The sequence below is a fragment of the Scytonema sp. PCC 10023 genome (assembly GCF_963920835.1).
Taxonomy (GTDB): domain Bacteria; phylum Cyanobacteriota; class Cyanobacteriia; order Cyanobacteriales; family Nostocaceae; genus Kalymmatonema.
Genome location: NZ_CAWUDP010000008.1, coordinates 1 through 19,701, shown reverse-complemented (window position 1 = coordinate 19,701; position 19,701 = coordinate 1). Strand labels below are relative to the sequence as shown.

General features: G+C 43.5%; 18 protein-coding genes. 12 read left to right on the top strand and 6 right to left on the bottom strand.

Annotation, left to right across the window (positions count from 1 at the left end; genetic code table 11):
* Window positions 1-76: 76 nt before the first annotated feature.
* Window positions 77-283, bottom strand: a complete 207-nt coding sequence (locus tag ACM0OZ_RS07005) for a hypothetical protein (RefSeq protein WP_073636143.1) — start codon at window positions 281-283, stop codon at window positions 77-79.
* A 149-nt stretch (window positions 284-432) separates the two neighbouring features.
* Between ACM0OZ_RS07005 and ACM0OZ_RS07000 the strand changes: the two genes are divergently transcribed.
* The 6 genes from ACM0OZ_RS07000 (at window position 433) to ACM0OZ_RS06975 (ending at window position 9,082) form a co-directional block, all read left to right on the top strand.
* Window positions 433-615: a hypothetical protein gene (locus ACM0OZ_RS07000; RefSeq protein ID WP_414582079.1), complete on the top strand. Its 183-nt coding sequence runs from the start codon at window positions 433-435 to the stop codon at window positions 613-615.
* Between the two features lie 542 nt (window positions 616-1,157).
* A complete protein-coding gene (glpX, locus tag ACM0OZ_RS06995; protein WP_414582078.1) occupies window positions 1,158-2,195 on the top strand; it encodes a class II fructose-bisphosphatase in 1,038 nt (345 codons plus the stop codon).
* Between the two features lie 216 nt (window positions 2,196-2,411).
* A complete protein-coding gene (locus ACM0OZ_RS06990; RefSeq protein ID WP_414582077.1) occupies window positions 2,412-3,698 on the top strand; it encodes a glutamyl-tRNA reductase in 1,287 nt (428 codons plus the stop codon).
* A gap of 28 nt (window positions 3,699-3,726) precedes the next feature.
* Window positions 3,727-4,293 (top strand): DUF3455 domain-containing protein, encoded by a 567-nt coding sequence (locus ACM0OZ_RS06985; protein WP_414582076.1) that lies wholly within the window; start codon window positions 3,727-3,729, stop codon window positions 4,291-4,293.
* A gap of 541 nt (window positions 4,294-4,834) precedes the next feature.
* The gene (locus ACM0OZ_RS06980) at window positions 4,835-7,813 is read left to right on the top strand and encodes a UPF0182 family protein (RefSeq protein WP_414582075.1); all 2,979 of its coding nucleotides are present in this window, start codon (window positions 4,835-4,837) and stop codon (window positions 7,811-7,813) included.
* A 447-nt stretch (window positions 7,814-8,260) separates the two neighbouring features.
* Complete coding sequence (locus ACM0OZ_RS06975) at window positions 8,261-9,082, top strand: hypothetical protein (protein ID WP_414582074.1); 822 nt, start codon at window positions 8,261-8,263, stop codon at window positions 9,080-9,082.
* A gap of 27 nt (window positions 9,083-9,109) precedes the next feature.
* Here the strand turns inward: ACM0OZ_RS06975 and ACM0OZ_RS06970 are convergent, their stop codons facing one another.
* Window positions 9,110-9,748 (bottom strand): chemotaxis protein CheB, encoded by a 639-nt coding sequence (locus ACM0OZ_RS06970; RefSeq protein WP_414582073.1) that lies wholly within the window; start codon window positions 9,746-9,748, stop codon window positions 9,110-9,112.
* 203 nt (window positions 9,749-9,951) lie between these two features.
* On the opposite strand from ACM0OZ_RS06970, the gene ACM0OZ_RS06965 reads away from it, so the two are divergent.
* Window positions 9,952-10,680: a Crp/Fnr family transcriptional regulator gene (locus ACM0OZ_RS06965; protein ID WP_414582072.1), complete on the top strand. Its 729-nt coding sequence runs from the start codon at window positions 9,952-9,954 to the stop codon at window positions 10,678-10,680.
* A gap of 278 nt (window positions 10,681-10,958) precedes the next feature.
* On the opposite strand, the gene ACM0OZ_RS06960 is transcribed toward ACM0OZ_RS06965, so the two are convergent.
* Entirely contained in the window at window positions 10,959-11,135 is a 177-nt protein-coding gene (locus ACM0OZ_RS06960; RefSeq protein ID WP_414582071.1) for a helix-turn-helix domain-containing protein, read from the bottom strand.
* Window positions 11,136-11,347: 212 nt separating this feature from the next.
* On the opposite strand from ACM0OZ_RS06960, the gene ACM0OZ_RS06955 reads away from it, so the two are divergent.
* Together ACM0OZ_RS06955 and ACM0OZ_RS06950 are read left to right on the top strand one after the other, a co-directional pair.
* A complete protein-coding gene (locus tag ACM0OZ_RS06955; RefSeq protein WP_414582070.1) occupies window positions 11,348-11,914 on the top strand; it encodes a metalloregulator ArsR/SmtB family transcription factor in 567 nt (188 codons plus the stop codon).
* A gap of 356 nt (window positions 11,915-12,270) precedes the next feature.
* Window positions 12,271-12,906, top strand: coding sequence for a hypothetical protein (locus tag ACM0OZ_RS06950; protein ID WP_414582068.1), 636 nt, complete (start codon window positions 12,271-12,273; stop codon window positions 12,904-12,906).
* 421 nt (window positions 12,907-13,327) lie between these two features.
* Here the strand turns inward: ACM0OZ_RS06950 and ACM0OZ_RS06945 are convergent, their stop codons facing one another.
* Window positions 13,328-14,113 (bottom strand): ABC transporter ATP-binding protein, encoded by a 786-nt coding sequence (locus ACM0OZ_RS06945; protein ID WP_414582067.1) that lies wholly within the window; start codon window positions 14,111-14,113, stop codon window positions 13,328-13,330.
* Window positions 14,103-15,236, bottom strand: a complete 1,134-nt coding sequence (locus tag ACM0OZ_RS06940) for a branched-chain amino acid ABC transporter permease (protein WP_414582066.1) — start codon at window positions 15,234-15,236, stop codon at window positions 14,103-14,105. The genes ACM0OZ_RS06945 and ACM0OZ_RS06940 overlap by 11 nt, the downstream gene beginning before the upstream one ends.
* A gap of 392 nt (window positions 15,237-15,628) precedes the next feature.
* Here ACM0OZ_RS06940 and ACM0OZ_RS06935 point away from each other — a divergent pair, with 392 nt between their 5' ends.
* Window positions 15,629-17,218, top strand: coding sequence for a glucose-6-phosphate isomerase (locus tag ACM0OZ_RS06935; RefSeq protein ID WP_414582065.1), 1,590 nt, complete (start codon window positions 15,629-15,631; stop codon window positions 17,216-17,218).
* Window positions 17,219-17,342: 124 nt separating this feature from the next.
* Entirely contained in the window at window positions 17,343-17,807 is a 465-nt protein-coding gene (locus ACM0OZ_RS06930; protein ID WP_414582064.1) for a dTDP-4-dehydrorhamnose 3,5-epimerase, read from the top strand.
* A gap of 559 nt (window positions 17,808-18,366) precedes the next feature.
* On the opposite strand, the gene ACM0OZ_RS06925 is transcribed toward ACM0OZ_RS06930, so the two are convergent.
* The gene (locus ACM0OZ_RS06925) at window positions 18,367-18,639 is read right to left on the bottom strand and encodes a hypothetical protein (RefSeq protein WP_414582063.1); all 273 of its coding nucleotides are present in this window, start codon (window positions 18,637-18,639) and stop codon (window positions 18,367-18,369) included.
* 26 nt (window positions 18,640-18,665) lie between these two features.
* On the opposite strand from ACM0OZ_RS06925, the gene ACM0OZ_RS06920 reads away from it, so the two are divergent.
* Window positions 18,666-19,523, top strand: a complete 858-nt coding sequence (locus tag ACM0OZ_RS06920; protein WP_414582062.1) for an Rpn family recombination-promoting nuclease/putative transposase — start codon at window positions 18,666-18,668, stop codon at window positions 19,521-19,523.
* Window positions 19,524-19,701 lie beyond the last annotated feature (178 nt).

The following is a 19,701-nucleotide window of genomic DNA, read 5'->3' as shown; positions in this document are numbered from 1 at the left end:
GTTGTTCACAAATCCTGCACGGACTGCTATATCTTCAAAGGTTGGACTAGATATTAATACGGTTTTTGATTTTTCACTACATAAGTTCATTATCTAAAATTAAGCTGTAAGGCCATGTCAAAGCCTTTAGAAAGCAACCAACCATTGTGACTACTTTTGCTGCCCAAACTATTGGAAAATTTATATATTCGTCGAACTCTCTTAATTTTTCTCTAAATCCAAGCCATTGGATAATGACACCCAACAGATATGAAAATAATGCTATCGATATCTCAAGTGACATATTAATCTCTCTCCCTTAGTCAAAATGGTTCTACCTTATAAATAGTTTTTAGTGTTTGGTGTTGCAGCAGTAGTTTAGACACTCCTTTGACGCTAAATTGGTATAAATTTGACAAATATAGAGTAAGTAAAGCCACAATCAGCAGCGGGGTGCTGCTCACTTTAACAGTTTCCAGTTATCAGTTATCAGTTATCAGTTTCATCGTTGGGGGAAACACCACACCAATTGGACCGTTCGTCGTCAGACGTGCCGTAGGCATAAGCGTTGGTGGCGGGTTTAAATCCCCCACCAAAGCGAGGCGTCACTGCGGCTGGTACTGTTTACTGTTTTAAAGGCTTTCACTTTTAGGTTAATAAAATCATCTGGCGATAGTAGATACAAAGAAATTCAAGTAAATTCAGGTAAAGTTGTCTAGAAAATTCCGAGAAAATTTTGGTAGCTTTTAGTTATCAATAGGGAATACAAGCAAAAATCATGCACTTCTGAAGAAGCACTCTACGACTAACGACGACGACCAACCAATCAACCCAAGATGAAACGCCCAAAATTTGGGATGTAAGTACGGGTCGTTGTGACAAAACTTTGATAATTGACCGACTTTACCAGGAGATGAACATTACTGGTGTTACAGGTTTAACCCAAGCGACTATTGCGACGCTGAAAGCTTTGGGGGCTATAGAAATTTAAGGTGTGGGTGTAGTCCCTAATTCATCGCTATATGCTGCCCCCCGACCCCCTACACAGTACATTAGAAGCAAAACTTAACATAGTCGCTAGTTGATACTATTTTCCATAGGTATCCGCCCTTTGGTAGACTTGAAAACTGAAACAGGTTTCTGGAACGACGCGAAATCAAGCAATTGAGAGGGCATTTGTGGAAAATACACTTGGGTTAGAAATTATTGAGGTAGTTGAGCAAGCCGCGATCGCATCCGCACGCTGGATGGGAAAAGGTGAAAAGAATACGGCTGACCAAGTGGCTGTGGAAGCCATGCGGGAACGAATGAATAAAATTTATATGCGTGGTCGTATCGTTATTGGCGAAGGCGAACGCGATGACGCTCCCATGCTATACATTGGGGAAGAAGTGGGTATTTGCTCGCGTCCAGATGCCAAAGACTTCTGTAACCCAGATGAATTAATCGAAATTGACATCGCCGTTGACCCCTGTGAAGGTACCAACTTGGTAGCATACGGACAACCTGGTTCGATGGCAGTGTTGGCAATTTCACAAAAAGGAGGATTATTTGCTGCTCCTGACTTCTACATGAAGAAGCTAGCAGCACCTCCAGCAGCCAAGGGCAAGGTGGACATCAACAAGTCAGCAACCGAAAACCTCAAGATTCTCTCCGAGTGTTTAGACCGCTCTATTGAAGAACTTGTGGTAGTTGTTATGAAGCGCGAACGCCACAACGAGTTGATTAAAGAAATTCGCGAAGCCGGAGCGAGAGTGCAGCTGATTTCGGATGGTGATGTGGGCGCAGCCGTATCTTGTGGTTTTGCTGGTACGAATATCCATGCCCTCATGGGTATCGGTGCTGCTCCTGAAGGTGTCATTTCCGCAGCTGCTATGCGTGCTTTAGGTGGACACTTCCAAGGACAACTGATCTACGATCCAGAAGTAGTCAAAACAGGTCTGATTGGGGAAAGTAAAGAAGCTAACCTCGATCGCTTGAAGTCTATGAATATCAATGACCCTGATAAGGTCTACGATGCTCATGAACTGGCATCTGGTGAAACTGTTCTGTTCGCAGCTAGCGGTATCACCAGTGGTAACCTGATGCAAGGTGTACGCTTCTTCAACGGCGGAGCAAGAACTCAAAGCCTGGTTATCTCCAACCAGTCAAAAACCGCTCGTTTTGTGGATACCATTCATATGTTTGAAGAGCCTAAGGTTGTGCAGCTGCACTAGAAAGTGAGGAGTCAGGAGTGAGGAGTCAGGAGTGAGAAAAAAGGAGTGAGAAAAAAGGAGTTATGAGTTTTCTTCCTAACTCTTGACTCTCAACTCCTAACTTTATTCCTAACTCCAAAGACGCCAGTAGCCGACGCACTGGCTCCTCTTAACTCCTAACTTTATTCCTAACTCCTAACTTTTTCCAAATACCGATTAGCAATTACCATTTAGCAAATGAATATAGCAGTGGTGGGGTTAAGCCATAAAACAGCCCCAGTAGAAGTCCGGGAAAAGCTGAGTATTCCAGAACCACAAACCGAAGGGGCGATCGCGCACCTGCTTAGCTATCCTCATATTGAAGAAGTCGCAATACTAAGCACTTGTAACCGCCTGGAAATTTACGTTGTTGCCCAAGAAACCGAACAGGGTATCCGAGAAGTAACTCAATTTCTGTCAGAACACAGTAAGTTACCAGTGACATTTCTCCGGCAAGACTTGTTTGTTTTGCTACATCAAGATGCTGTGATGCATTTGATGCGTGTTGCTGCAGGTTTAGATAGCCTGGTACTTGGAGAAGGTCAAATTCTGGCTCAGGTGAAGAATACTCACAAACTGGGACAGCAATACAACGGTATAAAAACAGTTTTGAATCGATTATTTAAACAAGCCATTACAGCAGGTAAGCGGGTGCGAACTGAAACCAGCATTGGCACTGGTGCAGTCTCCATCAGTTCTGCTGCTGTGGAGTTGGCGCACATGAAATTGGAAAATTTAGCGGCTTGTCGGGTGGCAATTCTGGGCGCTGGCAAAATGTCGCGGTTGCTAGTACAACACCTACTTTCTAAAGGCGCTGACCAAATCTGTATCTTAAATCGTTCTCTAGCGCGGGCGGAGGAATTGGTCAAGCAGTTCCCGGAACCATCGATCAAGACTTGCTTGCTCTCGGAAATGATTTCAGTAATTACCGAATGTGATTTGGTATTTACAAGTACGTCAGCGACAGAGCCAATTCTGGATCGCGCCAAATTGGAGATGGTTTTGGAACCCAGCCGACGTTTGACGTTAATTGATATTTCCGTACCGCGCAACGTCCATGCTGATGTCAACGCACTAGCAAACGTGCAGGCGTTTAATGTGGATGACTTAAAAGCGGTGGTGGCGCAAAACCAAGAAAGTCGCCGCAAAATAGCCCAGGAAGCAGAAGCACTTTTAGAACAGGAGGTGGAAGCTTTCGATGTTTGGTGGCGATCGCTTGAAACGGTCACCACAATCAGCTGTTTGCGGAATAAAATCGAAACCATCCGCGAACAAGAACTCGAAAAAGCTTTGTCGAGATTAGGTTCAGAATTTGCCGAAAAACATCAAGAAGTTATCGAAGCCTTGACACGAGGTATTGTTAACAAAATTTTACATGACCCCATGGTACAGTTGCGAGCTCAGCAAGATGTTGAGGCAAGACGCCACTGTATGCAGACTCTACAAAAGTTGTTTAACCTCGATGTCGAAGAGCAGTTTAGCTGAATATTGTAGGTTATGAGGTCATTAAGCTATGAACTCAGGCAAATTTAAACAGACATGGTTTGTCCTACTTCCTTTGCTTCCTTTGTTAATGGGGCAGGCTGGATTAACTCAAAAGCAACAACAAAAGTTGACATCGCCAAAGGTTCCCGACAACTTGCAAGTGCCGGCGGGACAGACGCTTCTGCAAAAGCTGAATGCTAAGGGGGTGCAAATTTATCAGTGCGACGCCAAAGCAGACAATCCCAACCAATTCGAGTGGACTTTAAAAGCACCAGAGGCTGACCTATTCGACAACAAAGGGCAGACTATTGGTAAGCACTACGCTGGTCCGACTTGGGAAGGAAATGATGGCAGCAAGGTTGTAGGTGCGCTCAAGTCCCGTGCTAACTCACCCAAACAAAACGCCATACCCTGGTTGCTGCTGGAAGCAACATCAAACGAGGGCAATGGTATCTTCAGCAATGTAAAATACATTCAAAGGGTGGACACCGTGGCTGGCAAAGCCCCTGCCAAAGGATGCGACAAAGCCCAAGCAGGTGCTCAAGTATCAGTCAATTACAGTTCTGACTACTACTTCTATGGTGTGTCGCCATAACTGAAGACACCTAAAATACGCGGGAGCGTGGTAGCCCCGAAATACAAGTTTCAAGAAATTAAATGAATTGAAACTTGTATGTTATTTATATCGGGGTGAAGAATGTGAACGCGGGCAAATTTATTTGCCGTGCAGTAAAACTTTGGAACTTCTTGAGAAAATATGCAATCATATTAATTAAGTGGTGATGAGATACATAGACTCCATTGGAGCTAGCAAGGAAATGCTTAAGCCACATTGTATTTGTCCAACGTTCACGGTTGAAAGTACTGGAACATTGTTGTTTGGACAAGAAATCAGGAAAGTTTTCATATGCTGAGGGGCGGAGCCGCTCCCGTGGTCGGTATGAAAGCGTTGACCTAAACTGCGAGATTAGTAGGCTAGTCCGAAAACCCGTGTCCCTGGTAGAGCGGCAGAGCGGTTCGACCCATAGCTAGAAAACGTTGACCAGATAGTCATCCTATGCAAATAGGTTCGGACGAAAAGTTGGCGCCAACTTCTAGCCAGAATCCCCGTACATTTATGTCGGGGAGATGGCTCAATGGTCGAATTTCCAAAAAATCTGAAATTGATAAGACAAGCGTATTTATGGGTGATTCTGGTGTTGGGTATGTGGCTATTTTTTGATTTAGCCTCACACCTAGCAGCAGAAGTCTTATGGTTTGGTGAAGTTGGATATTTACGAGAATTTTTGTTGCGCTTGTTAACGCAACTAGGGGTGTGGTCAGTTGTCTTCTTTACCTCGGTAGGTTTTTTACTCAGCAATTTTATTGTCGCCTCTAGACTGAAGTACCCCCAGAAAGGACAAGACAATTCAAAATTAAAAATTCAAAATTCAAAAATTCAAAATTCAAAAATTCCGAGTCCTCACCTCTCCACTCAGGACTCAGGAATAAGATTGGGCTTGGTTTTGCCAGTGGTGTTAGGGCTGAGTGCTGTCGTGGGGTTGATACTCATTTATTACAGTCAGCAAGCTTTAGATTTTTGGCATCCAGATATTAAATTGCCCAGCACTACGTTGCCATTGTCACCTTGGTTAAAGCAGGTGTCGCAGCAATTGCACTTGCAGGAGATTGGTATCCCAATTGTGCAGTTGGGTTTGCTGCTGGGGTTGACTATTGCAATTTTAATTAATTATGAGTTTTGCTTAAGAGCGATCGCCCTCCTCGTCTGTTTGCTGCTGGGTTTCCTGTTATCGGCACATTGGGATCAAGTTTTACAGTATTTTCATGCCACAAGTTTTAACCGCACCGAACCTTTATTTAACCGAGATATTAGCTTTTATGTCTTCTCCCTACCGATTCGGGAATTATTGGCATTTTGGCTAGTAGGGCTGTTTCTGTTTGGCGTCGCTGCAGTAGCGTTAATTTACTTGCTTTCGGCAAATAGTCTGAGTGAGGGAAGCTTTGCAGGGTTTTCTGTACCGCAGCGAGTCCACTTAAACGCCTTAAGTGGCTTATTCATGTTGAGTATTGCCCTGCATTATTGGAATGCACGCTACAGACTTTTGTATTCCACCCGTGGCGTCATCTATGGTGCTAGCTACACCGATATTAAGGTGCTATTGCCGATATATACCGGGTTAAGTCTTTTGGCAGTGGCGATCGCCGTTTACTTGCTACTGCGAATTATTGTTTTGTCAAGAGCAAGGAAAACAAGTTTTAAACCAATTCCCTATCCACCCCAAATAATTTACGCATTAGGACTATACATATTAGTAGCGGCGATTTCTGGCGAAATTTTACCTTCAGTCGTACAACGCTTGGTTGTGCAGCCAAATGAACTGAGCCGCGAACGCCCTTACATTGAGCGCACTATCGCCCTCACCCGAGAAGCTTTTCATTTAAACCAGATAGAAGCGAGAACTTTTGACCCGCGAGGTCAACTAACGGCGGCTGATTTGCAAGAAAATGACTTAACGATTCGCAATATCCGGTTGTGGGATACACGCCCTTTGTTAGAAAGCAACCGCCAGTTGCAACAAATCCGACCTTACTATAAGTTTCCCGACGCTGACATTGACCGCTACACCCTAAAACAAGAAAACAGAACTGAAAAGCAACAAACAATCATAGCAGCCCGGGAATTAGACTATAGCGGCGTTCCCGCGCAAGCACAGACGTGGATCAACAAACATCTTATCTATACTCACGGCTACGGCTTTACACTCAGCCCTGTGAATGTTGTTGCTCCAGGTGGATTACCTTATTACTACGTCCAAGATATTGGAGTTGATGATACTGGTAACGAGGGTTCATTGCAGATATCAAATCAATCAGTTCGCTCAAGTATTCCCATTGGTCAACCGCGCATTTACTACGGGGAAATGACCAACACTTATGTAATGACGGGGACAAAAACCCAAGAATTGGATTATCCCAGCGCCAATGATAATGCCTATAACGTCTACGATGGACGCGGTGGAATTTCGATTAGTTCTGTGTGGCGGCGTTTAGTATTTGCCCAATATCTTAAAGATTGGCAGATGCTGCTGACGCGCAATTTCACGCCACAAACCAAGTTGCTGTTTCGTCGCAATATTAAAGAACGAGTGGAGGCGATCGCTCCTTTTTTACACTACGATACTGACCCCTATCTCGTTGCTGCAGATGGGGGAGGAACAGATATCAAAGGTGAAAAGACTTATCTGTATTGGGTGATTGACGCTTACACCAGAAGCGATCGCTACCCGTATTCTGACCCAGGCAAACATGAATTTAACTATATTCGTAATTCTGTAAAAGTTGTCATCGATGCCTACAATGGCACTGTCAATTTCTACGTTGCTGATCCAACAGATCCAATTATTCATACTTTCGGGGCTATCTTCCCCAACTTACTAAAACCGTTAGACGAAATGCCAGCTGCTCTTCGCAGCCATATCCGGTATCCCCAAGACTTTTTCAGCATCCAATCCGAGCGATTGCTAACATATCATATGACAGATCCACAGGTTTTCTACAACCGGGAAGACTTGTGGCAAATCCCCAACGAAATTTACGGTAGCAAACAGCAGCAGGTAGAGCCTTACTACTTGATAATGAGACTACCTCAAGCACAATCAGAAGAGTTCATCTTACTACTGCCGTTCAAGCCTGTACAACGCGCAAATTTAATTGCTTGGTTAGCAGCGCGTTCCGATGGGGAAGAATACGGCAAATTGTTGCTCTATGAGTTTCCTAAGCAGCAATTGGTTTATGGAACCGAACAAATTGAAGCTTTGATTAACCAAGATCCACTGATTTCGCAGCAAATTTCTCTGTGGAACCGCCAAGGTTCAAAAGCAATTCAAGGAAATTTGTTAGTGATTCCGATTGAGCGATCGCTGCTGTATGTCGAACCCCTTTATATAGAAGCTGAACAAAATAGCTTGCCAACATTTGTTAGGGTAATTGTTGCCTACAATAACCGGATTGTCATGGCAGAAACTTTGGAACAAGCACTTGCTGCCATCTTCCAACAAAAAAGACCTACAACACCCGCAATTGTGCGTCCGGTGGAGGAACCAACCTCTCCATGAGTTGTTCTCAGTCCTGATACCGAATTGCGTTCATGACTTACACCTCACCCCAATAAAGCTGCGCTTTATTTCCCCTCTCCTTAACAAGGAGAGGGGTTAGGGGTGAGGTTTTGAGTTGCGTTCATAATTTACACCTCACCCCAATAAAGCTGCGCTTTATTTCCCCTCTCCTTGTTAAGGAGAGGGGTTAGGGGTGAGGTTTTGATCTGCAACTTAGTATGAGCAATGCTGCTCACTTTTGCTACTTAGTACTCAGTACTGTCTTTGAACTTAGTATTAAAACTTGTTAGTATTACTAAGTACGGTAGCGGACAGACAAACGAGAGCGCAAAGCAATAGACTAGAGCTTTGTGGCAAATGCAAGAATTGTACATGATTATTTAATAATAATAAAACTTGCTACTTGCTCTCTAGTAAAACAAGTTGAGAAGATTGCTACCAAAATAGATGGATAATTTGGACGACTCTATCAAGACAACATTGTTAGAAAACTTCGAGCCTGGTTACCAAAAAAGCGACCCAGGCTCGATTTTAAACGAGGTTTTATTATTATTAAATAACACAGAGTCTATATGCAAAAGCAATCAAGTTGTTCAGGGACTTGAGCAACTCCCAGAAAATACCAATTGTGATGCAGATAATCTTGTTACAGATTCAATTGACCTTGACTCTGGTGAAAGACCGGAAATTGAGGATACAGTAGAGCTTTTGTGCGAGCAAATAGAAACTTTCAAGCAACTATTGGAGTACAAACAGTTAGAGATCGAAGAGATAAAGCAAGAGTTGCGTTATACAAATGAGGACTTGTGTGCTGCACTTAATTCACCGTGGGTAACCCTTGATCAGGCTAAACAATTAGTTAAACAAATTTTGGTAAGTAAAAAGCCTGTCAATGAAACTTTAGCGGAACTCCTGAGCGCTATCTATAATTCACCTGTCAAACCTTTAGAGTTAAAGCAGATACACAACTCATATTCTATTAAACCTTCGTCAACTGAGCCAAACAATTACACATCCACTAATTTTGACGCGTTAAAAACTAAGTTTACGGAGGTGACAAAGCAAGCTACTGAAATTAGGGCGAAATCTAGGATGCTTAGAGAGTATGCTCAGGGAATTCAGGCTCAGTTTAGAGAAGTTAAAGCTCAATTTAATGAAGTGGGAATTAAGTTTATTGGTTCTCAAGCTTCATTCATCAGCCGTCAGGCAAAGTTCAACCAGACTAAATCTGAAAGCCATTCATCTGGCGGACGAACGTCCGCCAGATGAATGGCTCGATTCTGGCGATAGTTCTTGTCAGGCTACTTTTTCTGTCATAACCAGGCTGACTAATTGGTTGGCGATCGCATCTAGAGGAAGAACGAAATCGACTGTCCCAGTGTTAATAGCAGATTGGGGCATACTGAAACACTCGCAACTCGCCTCATCTTGAGCGATAACTATACCGCCAGACTTTTTGATGGCTACCACCCCCAAACCGCCATCACCGTCTCCACCAGTAAGGACGACCGCGATCGCTCGACTTTTAAAACTTTCCGCCACTGACGTAAACAGTTTATCACCTGCGGGGCGGACAAAGTTCACTTTTGGTGCATCTGAAAGCGACAGGGTACCGTTTGGATCAACCAGCAGGTGCTTGTTAGGAACAGCCATGTAGATTGTCCCTGGACGCAACAAATCTCCTTCTTCTGCCTGCTTCACTTGCAAAGCCGTGCGGCGGCTGAGGATTTCCGCCATGTAGCTGGGGTACTGGGGAGACAAATGCTGTACCACAATAATCGCTGCCGGAAAGTCACCTGGCAATGCCGAAACAATGTGGCTAATCGCTTTCAGTCCACCTTTTGAAGCGGCGATCGCTACTACCTTGTAGGCAACATTGGGCAAGTCCGAGATAACTCTGTGTTTTTGTTGCGAAATCACGTTTTTCTTTCTCACCTGATGATGTTGTTGCCTACTTGAGTATGTGAGCTGAAGTAGAACGCTTATGTACGCAAGCGTACTTAACCCTATTATATTGTAAAAAATTTCTGTACGTTTGGGTACATAAATTCTTTACAACAGAGTTCATCTTTCGCCAGAAGGCTTTGAGCAATGCCGTGAGTTATCTGATAGATACAACTAGCTCAAAAAGGCTTCCTATGTCCGCGTCCCAAGACCAACCTAAACCACTAAAAAATCGGCTGCTGGCTGCCCTGCCAACAGAGGAACAGGAACGCCTCGAGCCTTACCTAAAACTAGTACCCCTAGAATACAGGCAAATCCTCTATACACCCAACGAACCCATCGACTACATCTATTTCCCCAACTATGGCGTCGTTTCTCTGCTCAATCTTATGGAAAATGGCGATGCAGTGGAAGTGGGTACGGTGGGCAATGAAGGAATGGTTGGTCTGCCCGTATTCCTGGGAGCCAATACAATTCCTGGTGAGGCTTTTTCGCAAATCCCTGGCGAAGCCCTAAGAATGAGAGCAGATGTATTCCAACGCGAAATCACTCCAGGTAGCCCCCTTCACACACTGCTGCTCCGCTACACGCAAGCACTGTTTAACCAAATCGCTCAATCTTCTGCTTGCAACCGCCTGCACTCGATTGAAGAGCGGTTTTGCCGCTGGATGCTGATGACCCAAGACCGAGTGGGGTCAAACCAGTTTCCCCTCACTCAAGAGTTCTTAGCGCAAATGCTGGGGGTGCGTCGTGCTAGCGTGAGTGTGGTTGCCGCTATTATTCAGAAGGCAGGGCTAATCACCTACAAGCGCGGCAAAATGACAATTCTTGATAGAGAAGGTCTCCAAGATGCCACCTGTGAGTGTTATGCAATCATCAAACAGGAGTTCAATCGCTTATTGGGAGGCGATTCAATATATTAATGCTAATGATTTCCCAGTGGATTCTTAAGAAGTCATTTGTTGGTCATTCGCATTGAGCAATGTCTTGTGACAAGCTGTGCGCTCCTATAGTTAGAATCGCTATATTTCTAAGTAGAACAAAGTCAAAGTAGGGGCACGGCAATGCATACAATTGAGAACCGCTATAAGTTTCAAATTTGAAAATGATATTCAAAGTAAGAGGTTTATTCAACAGCATCCTCAATTTTGAATACATGAAGGAAAAAATTTGGAATTTTTAATTGTGTATTTTGAAATTCTTATAACAAGGGTCGTTTTCTAGCTTGATAATCCAATAAAGCTCCGTGAGTCACTACAGTCCGTCCATTCCTTCTCCTAGTAGGAATTTGTCCTTTCTGCAAAGCCGTATACAGAGTTGACTGTTCTACTTGTAGGTATTTTGCTGCTTGTACAAGTGAAATGCCACGATTAAGCATACTCTTCTCTTCCTTGCCTATTTGGCGAGTCTTGAAACATGGCGAAATGTAAAGAACTACTTAAGAAATCTAAAGCTTCTTAGTAATTCGTAACAGAATTAACATAAATTCAAAAATCCCCAATACCAGGCTCGTGCTGCATCGAAGCAGAACAGCACGGCAATTTCATGCACATCTAATTAGATCGATATCTAAGAACATCATAACAAAAGATGAACAATGAGGAGTTTAAAATTCTGCTGCGTTTTTTTAAAGCGTTGGCGGATGAAAGCCGACTCAAAATTGTGGGTATCCTGGCAAATCAGGAGTGTAGCGTCGAGGAGTTGGCAGCGTTACTACAACTTAAGGAGCCAACTGTATCGCATCATTTAGCAAAACTCAAAGAACTGAATTTGGTAACTATGCGCCCAGAGGGCAATGCTCATTTGTACCAGTTGGATAGCGAAGCGTTGCAAAGCATGAGCAAAGAGATTTTCACGCCTGAGAAAATAGCCTCTTTGATTGAGGATGTAGATACTGAAGCCTGGGAGAGCAAGATTCTCAAAACTTACATTGAGGGCGATCGCCTTAAAGAAATTCCCGCCAGCCGCAAAAAGCGCTTAGTGATTCTCAAATGGTTGGTAAGCAAATTTGACGTGGAGGTGAAGTACTCGGAACGCACAGTCAATGAAATTCTCAAGTGCTACCATCCTGACTACGCCACTTTACGCCGAGAGTTAATCAGCTACCAGTTGATACGAAGGGAAAATGGGGTGTATTCGCGTGTTGTACAGCAATAAAAAGTAGTAAATACTACTAGCCTGACAACAAGTCAAGGCAATTGGGTGTTATCACCCAGCCTTCAAAAATCCTCTACTTAAGAAGTTTTTATACATAAAAACAGTATTTTGTTGGTGAGCAAAGAGAAAATATACAAAAATTTTAAGTATTTTTGATATTCTTCATCAAAAGTATACAAACAAGTCTTCAACTCATTTACTAACTTTGGATGAGAAAGTTAGTATAATTTACATCATTGTGTTACCTTGACTTGGGATTTTTAAATTGTTTAGGGTGCAGATACAGTGTTTAATTAAGGGTGCAGGTCTTTGATTACTGAAGTTGTCTTCACGCTGGATACCACTAGGTTTTCATTATGTTCAAAAAAATCTTACTGCCTACCGTAGTGATATCAGGTACACTCTTTGCTTCCTTCATGTTGCTTTTAGCCCTGCAAGGGTCTAAGCCTGTGAAGATCCAAACAGAGAGCCAAGAAATTTTCTATGGTGAACTCAAAGATATTGTTTCTCCCGGAGTGGGAGCCGTGTTCAGTCTAGGACTAGGACTTGCGGGTGCAATCCTGTGGGGATTGCAAAAGTCTTTAGATCAATCTTCTAACTTAGAAAAGCAATTATCCAATCTCCAACAGGTGATAGCGGAAAAAGACTCTCAAATTCAAGCGCTTAAGCTTTCACCATCCAATCCAACGCTGTCTCAGCTGAAATGGTTTTTGGAGGAAAATGAGACCAAAGCTCAAGCAACCACAGCTGCTGTAAATACAGTTGCTCGCACAGAGGTAGCACCAGTTGTTTCTACACCTGTTTCTACAAAAACTACAGAAACCACAATTTCTCAAGCCGTTACCAAACCACTGGTAATTACTAACACAGAATATGAGTCTCAACCGATAACAGTGAATCAATTATCTGTGCAAACAGCGACTTCTACATTCCCCTCTGCTCAATCTGCTTTAGGATTAACTCAAAGGTATGCTAAACAGGCTGATGCTTGAACAATGACTTTAAGGTAAGTAGGTCGGTGTAAATAATTAAAGGTATGTAGTAAGCGCTTTAGCGCTAAAGCGCCTACTACCAGCTAGTTTCCAAGCTTTACCGAAGAAAGGCATGAGGCATACTGCGGGGTGCAGAAGGAAAAATTGTATTTATTTATACAAATAAAAGACCACTGTACTCTGCCATACGGTAAGACAGCCCCTGCTTTTTTGTAGGTCGAAAAATAATAGAGTGCAAACTTTATCAAATCCCTCTCCTTAAGGAGACGCTTCGCACATGAAGGAGCCTGCGCTTTGCGCTTACGCATTTATGCTTCGGGTCACATAGCTAGCTGCCTTCAGACGAAGGAAATAGCTGCCTTCTGCCTTCTGCCTTCTGCCTTCTTCATGTGCAATTTTTACCGAGATCAATTTGTAACTTCTACGCTGATTTCCCCAGATAAGCTTCCAAAACTTTGGAATTGCGCTGAATTTCTTCTGGTGTGCCGTCGGCAAGATTTCGTCCTTCGGCTAGCACCCAAACCTGATTGCACAATGACATTATGACATCCATATTATGCTCAATGATCAGAAATGTCATGCCATTCTTGTTCCAAGCGATAATGCGATCGCATATCTCATCAATCAGTCTGGGATTCACCCCAGCGGCTGGTTCATCCAACAAAATTAACTTGGGTTCAGTCATCAACGCCCTTCCCAACTCCAGCAGCTTGCGCTGTCCACCAGATAGCCCTCCAGCGTAATCATATGCTTTTTGTGCCAATCCCACCGATTCCAACAGGAACAGCGCCCGTTCTTTGAGTGCTTTTTGTTCCTGGGCAATTTTGTGTTGTTGGAATTGTACTTGCCAAAAGTTCTCGCCTGTTTGTTTTTGCGCTGCTAGCAACATATTTTCCAGCACCGACAAGCGTGATAGAGTTCGGGCAACCTGAAAGGTACGAACCATTCCCATTTGGGCGATTTGGTATGGCTGCAAGTTCTGTATCGGTTCGCCGTCGAATGTCACCCGTCCTTTGTCTGGGCGGATGAAGTGTGAGAGTAAGTTAAATAATGTCGTTTTCCCTGCACCGTTAGGACCAATCAAGCCAGTGATACTACCACTTGGCACTTGAATTTCGGCGTTATCAACTGCCTTAATCCCACCAAAGTTTTTGCAAAGCCCAGTTGCAGACAACAGCGGAAATTGGGATGACTCGTTATTTGCCAAGGGTGAGTTCCTCCTTTTTCCCTAAAATACCTTGAGGACGCCAAATCATGAGTACCATCAAGATAAGACCTATGATCATGATCCGCAATGCACTTAAACGGTCTGAATCTAGAGGGATAATTTTATCTAAGTTGCGCGTCCCTTCATAGTATATAAAGTAAATGATCGCGCCCAAGACTGTGCCAAGATTATTGCCAGAACCACCTAAAATGACGATAATCCAAGCGTTAAAAGTTTCCTGTGGCTCAAAATTATTTGGATAAATTGCGGAAAGTTGCCATGCAATGAAAGCACCTGCAATACCTGCAATAGCGCCTCCTAGCATCAGCGATTGGAGTTTATACCAAAAGACGTTTTTTCCTAATGCCTTGGGAATCTCTTCATCTTCGCGGATCGCTTTGAGGATTCGACCCCAAGGCGATCGCACTAAGATTTCCAGCCGCCAGAACACAAAAGCTAATACTATCAGTGACATCAGCATCAAACCTGCTGTTGGGTTGTAGTTATATAAGGCGATCGCACCAGATATATAAACAGCCACTGTTAACACTGCCAAGAAAACTCCTACGACTAGGCGTGATATGAATTCTTGCTTGCCACTTACTTTCTTGTGTAAATTAGCAACATTTGATACTTCATTAACGCGAATCCATCGCCACAACGAGAAGAAAGTGATACCAGCAAGTAGGGTCAACACCCCAATCAGCAAAAGTTTGATGAATATATTGGGTACAAGAGTTGCTAAAGGTATAGGGTAACTTTGTACACCAAATGCTCCAGACCTCCACTCATTACCCACAGGTAAATCCTGGTTATTCACCACAAGACGAATCAATTCGCCAACGCCAATGGTCACAATTGCCAGGTAATCTTCTCGTAAACGCAAAGTCGAGAAACCAATTGCCAATCCCAATAATGCTGCAACAACTGCGCCAATGATTGCTGACAGCAACAAAGGAACACCTTTTAAGGTTAACAACACAGTGGTGTACGCGCCCAAGGTCATAAAGGCAACATGACCAAAGTTAATCAAGCCCGTAAAACCCCACTGCAAATTCAGTCCCAGACCGAACAAAGCAAAAATTGAGGTAGAAATCGTTAAGAAAATGAGATATTCAACCATAAGAAATCATCAGTCATTAGTTATAAGTTATAAGTTATAAGTTATTGCCTTTGTCCTATCGTCCCATTGTAAAATTCTTGCGTGTCAGCCTCATTCGCCCTAAACCTAAGGAGTTAGAACTCAGGAGTCAGCAATGCTTATCCCGTCTGTCTAATACCGTTTCACTTTAAGGTTGATACAAAATTTGCCGTAGGGACACGAAGCTTTGCTGTGCCCTTACAGTGTGGTTCAAATACGTGAAAACTGCTGTGAGCGTAAGCGAGGGTCATACCTATGCCAGATGTTTAAGGTGAATAATTCAGCCAACACTTAAAACTGTATAAGGTAGACAGGGGAATGCCGCTCCTTGGCTTAAACTTGTTTTTGAAAATCACTTTACTTGAGATTTCCCTATGGACGCTACGGCACTTTGGCAACGGTACCAGGAATGGTTATATTTCCATGAAGGATTAGGACTGTACCTCGATGTAAGCAGGATGCGGTTTGATGATGCCTTCGTTGAGAAGTTGCAGCCGAAGTTTGAAAAAGCTTTCGCGGATATGGCGGAACTTGAGAAGGGGGCGATCGCCAACCCAGATGAAAACCGCATGGTTGGACACTACTGGCTGCGAAATCCTGATTTAGCCCCTACGCCAGAACTCACACAAGAAATCGTAGAAACCATAGAGCAAATCGAAGTATTTGCCGAAAAAATCCACACAGGTGGGATTCACTCTCCAAAAGCTAACCGCTTCACTGATATTATCTCGATTGGCATTGGTGGTTCTGCCCTGGGTCCGGAATTTGTTGCTGATGCTTTAGCCCCAGATTTTCCACCTCTAGCGATTCATTTTATTGACAATAGCGACCCTGCAGGAATTGACCGCATTTTGACTCATCTGAGAAATCGCCTTGCTAGCACTTTAGTATTGGTCATCTCCAAGTCTGGGGGAACGCCCGAACCGCGCAACGGCATGCTCGAAGTCAAAAAAGCTTACTCAGGACAGAATTTGGACTTTGCGAATTATGCGATCGCTATTACCATGCCAGGTAGTAAGCTCGACGAACAAGCAAAATCCGAAGGATGGCTCGCAAGATTTCCTATGTTCGACTGGGTGGGAGGACGCACCTCAGAGTTGTCTGCTGTGGGGCTATTACCAGCGGCATTGCAAGGCATCGATATTCTTCCTATGCTACAGGGTGCAAAAGAGATGGATGACGCGACCCGCGTCCCTGACATCAAACAGAACCCAGCCGCATTGTTAGCTTTGTCCTGGTACTATGCAGGCAATGGACAGGGCGAAAAAGACATGGTTGTCCTACCTTACAAAGACAGCTTACTGTTATTCAGTCGCTATTTGCAACAGCTGGTGATGGAATCCTTGGGTAAAGAGAAAGACTTAGAAGGGAACATCGTTCACCAAGGTATCGCCGTTTATGGTAACAAAGGTTCAACCGACCAACACGCTTACGTTCAGCAGTTGCGCGAGGGTGTGGCGAATTTCTTTGTTACCTTTATTGAAGTTTTGGAAGACCGAAAGGGTCCATCTACAGAAATTGACCCCGGAACAACAGCAGGCGATTATCTCTCTGGTTTTCTCCAAGGAACCCGACAAGCGCTTTATGAAAACCACCGCGACTCGATTACTGTCACCATTCCCGAAGTCAATCCCCGGACAGTGGGAGCGTTAATTGCTTTATATGAGCGAGCTGTAGGTTTTTATGGCAGCTTAGTGAACGTCAACGCCTATCATCAACCAGGCGTAGAAGCTGGTAAAAAAGCAGCCGCTGCCATTCTTGACTTACAAAAACGAGTCTTGGAAGTTTTGCAAACAGAAAAAACCGCCCTTTCTCTGGAACAGGTTGCTCAAAAAGCAGCTGCAACAAACCAAATTGAGCAAATTTACAAGATATTGCGTCATTTACACGCAAATCAGCGGGGAGTTGTGTTGGAAGGTAATTTGGCAGAACCCAGCAGTTTGAAGGTTTCTATCAGCGGATAAATTTAACAGTTCCCCTACCATACTTTGGTCATCTTTTGTTGCCAAAGTAACAATTTTTTTTGATTGAGCATCTAAGATTGAAGACAAAGCTTCAATTTTTACGATGCTCTTTTACAACACTAATATGAGTAAATACAGGGGAATTGAAATCCGTAGGCTGGAATCTAGCAAGGGAGGGATGGTTGAATTCTTTACCGCCCAAGCCAGTGATGAAACAATGCTGGTACAGGTTCCGCCCAATACAATAGATGATTTATTTGTTCACAAAACGCACACAGACCAACTACTAGTCGTTAAGGGACGGTTTGTCATCGTCACTTTGCTTAATAAGCAATATCAGTATATTCCTTTAAGTGAAGACCATCCTGAGTTAGTGATAATTCCGCCAGGAGTTTTGCACGGGGCGATTAATTTAAGTTCAGAACCCTGTGTTTTGGTGAATGCAGTGTTGCGTCACAAAGCACCTCAAGCGCGGGATTATGTTCCCCATAAGCGACCATTTCCTTATGACTTAGAAGCAGCAGCAGCGGCGTTAAAGAATTTGGAACTGACAAATCAAATCAAGAATTATGGGGCGGCTGCAGTCTAAATTGTTTAGGTTAAGTTGCGTCAGGGGTGGGTGAGTCGCCCACCCTAATTTTTTTGTGTCTGTTTAAGAAGAATGCAGAACACAGAACCGCAGCTAGGAATATCCCCACGGATGGAATCCGGGGGATTTAAGAATGGAAAAATTTTCTTTTTTTTCCACGAATAAATTCGGGGGCTTCAGACCAATACTCAGAAACCAGAACTCTTGATTCATAACGAGAAAACGCGTTCAATATTCTGACGAATGATTCTGACGGATGATTCTTTCTTGGTAAATTTCACCTTGTTGTACGCATCTGCTAAAGACATTTGAAACGGTCAAGATTCCTGATTTTGTCGAAGTTGTCGGGAATCTGACGCGAGCGATTTTCCCAAATGAAATAGAATTTTTATATTTTAAAACGAACAGATAAGACGTCATTTATAAAGTAAAAATAACATTTTTGTAGGGTGTGTTAGGCACACCTTTCGATATGGTTTGTAACAAAAAAATGACGGAAACGTAAGAGCGCACCGCCATATACAGCGGTTTGCAAGTTAATGAGGTACACCTTTTTAACTCAAGAGCCAGATATAGAGCGAATTTTACTTCTGACTTCTGACTCCTGACTCCTGAATTCTGCTGTAATAACCATACTTTCTAATGAGAAATCTTGCTTAATCACCCGCTGGTTTTTACTATGGTGCGATCGCCTTAAACACCAGACAAAAAACAAGCGATACCTTCGGTAAGCTCCGCTAACGCACCTACCTATCTCTTGTGGGGTGGGCATCTTGCCCGCCCTATAGCAGGGCGATCGCCTTTTTACCCATAACCTACTAAAATGAGTCATCGCCACAACAGCGCATCAACTCTCATATGGCAAAATCCGCTGACATCAGCACCAAAAAATTAATCAGCCTCGCACCGGAAAACTGGGTAAAATGGGTAACACAAATTCCCAATATTGTAGCTGGAGAAGTTCTCAACTCAGAATTTCAGTGGATTAGCCGCGAGAGTGATGTGTTAATCCGCGCCGAAAGTCCTCAGTATGGACAATTTCTCGTACTCAACGAGTTACAATTGCGCTACAAACCTGAAATGCCCAAACGGATACGGGCATACGCAGCACTGGCAGAAGAAAAGTACAATTTACCCACCTATCCAGTACTCATTAACATCCTCAGAGAAAGTGATGCCGATATTCCCACACGCTACGAGTCGGAGTTTGCAGGTTTGCAAGCACGTCAAGACTACCGCGTAATAAATCTTTGGGAAGTCGATGTTGAGATAGCTTTTCAACAACCCGTGCCATCTTTGCTTCCCTTTGTACCAATCCTAAAGGGTGGCGCGGAAGAAACCACAATACAACAAGCTTTGCAAATTCTTCGCGCAGACGAGCAATTAAATCAGTTAGAAACCGTCTTAGCGTTTTTTGCTAGCTTCGTATTAGACAGTGCATTAGTTCAGCAAATCATGAGGTGGGATATGGCAGTGTTAAACGAATCTCCCTGGTATCAGCAAATTTTGAGAGAAGGAGAAGCACGAGGCGAGGCACGAGGAATGCGGCGAGGAATACTATCAGGCATTGAACTAGGTTTGGAGCTAAAATTCGGCAATGAGGGATTAAAACTAATGCCAGAAATCTCGCAGATTTCTGATTTAGAACGATTAACCGCAATTCAGCAAGCAATTAAAACTGTGAATACGATAGAAGAGTTGCACCAAATCATCTGAATTATGGCAACTTGCTTAACATTGGCAAATTACCAGATAGGATATGTCAGTATTGGAAAAATCTTTCTTTTATCAGCAAATTTTGAGAGAAGGAGAAGCACGAGGCGAGGAACGAGGACGGCGAGAGACAGTCTTAAGACGCCATTATCATAGACAAACCTAGTCACTCATTGACAGT

Excerpts from the sequence above, each read along its gene's own strand:
- ACM0OZ_RS06960 (WP_414582071.1), bottom strand. The coding sequence starts at position 11,135 with ATGCTTAATCGTGGCATTTCACTTGTACAAGCAGCAAAATACCTACAA.
- ACM0OZ_RS06965 (WP_414582072.1), top strand. The coding sequence starts at position 9,952 with ATGTCCGCGTCCCAAGACCAACCTAAACCACTAAAAAATCGGCTGCTG.
- ACM0OZ_RS06980 (WP_414582075.1), top strand. The coding sequence starts at position 4,835 with ATGGTCGAATTTCCAAAAAATCTGAAATTGATAAGACAAGCGTATTTA.
- ACM0OZ_RS06985 (WP_414582076.1), top strand. The coding sequence starts at position 3,727 with ATGAACTCAGGCAAATTTAAACAGACATGGTTTGTCCTACTTCCTTTG.
- ACM0OZ_RS06925 (WP_414582063.1), bottom strand. The coding sequence starts at position 18,639 with ATGACTCATTTTAGTAGGTTATGGGTAAAAAGGCGATCGCCCTGCTAT.
- ACM0OZ_RS06990 (WP_414582077.1), top strand. The coding sequence starts at position 2,412 with ATGAATATAGCAGTGGTGGGGTTAAGCCATAAAACAGCCCCAGTAGAA.
- ACM0OZ_RS06950 (WP_414582068.1), top strand. The coding sequence starts at position 12,271 with ATGTTCAAAAAAATCTTACTGCCTACCGTAGTGATATCAGGTACACTC.
- ACM0OZ_RS07005 (WP_073636143.1), bottom strand. The coding sequence starts at position 283 with ATGTCACTTGAGATATCGATAGCATTATTTTCATATCTGTTGGGTGTC.
- ACM0OZ_RS06920 (WP_414582062.1), top strand. The coding sequence starts at position 18,666 with ATGGCAAAATCCGCTGACATCAGCACCAAAAAATTAATCAGCCTCGCA.
- ACM0OZ_RS06940 (WP_414582066.1), bottom strand. The coding sequence starts at position 15,236 with ATGGTTGAATATCTCATTTTCTTAACGATTTCTACCTCAATTTTTGCT.
- ACM0OZ_RS06975 (WP_414582074.1), top strand. The coding sequence starts at position 8,261 with ATGGATAATTTGGACGACTCTATCAAGACAACATTGTTAGAAAACTTC.
- ACM0OZ_RS06930 (WP_414582064.1), top strand. The coding sequence starts at position 17,343 with ATGAGTAAATACAGGGGAATTGAAATCCGTAGGCTGGAATCTAGCAAG.
- ACM0OZ_RS06935 (WP_414582065.1), top strand. The coding sequence starts at position 15,629 with ATGGACGCTACGGCACTTTGGCAACGGTACCAGGAATGGTTATATTTC.
- ACM0OZ_RS06955 (WP_414582070.1), top strand. The coding sequence starts at position 11,348 with ATGAACAATGAGGAGTTTAAAATTCTGCTGCGTTTTTTTAAAGCGTTG.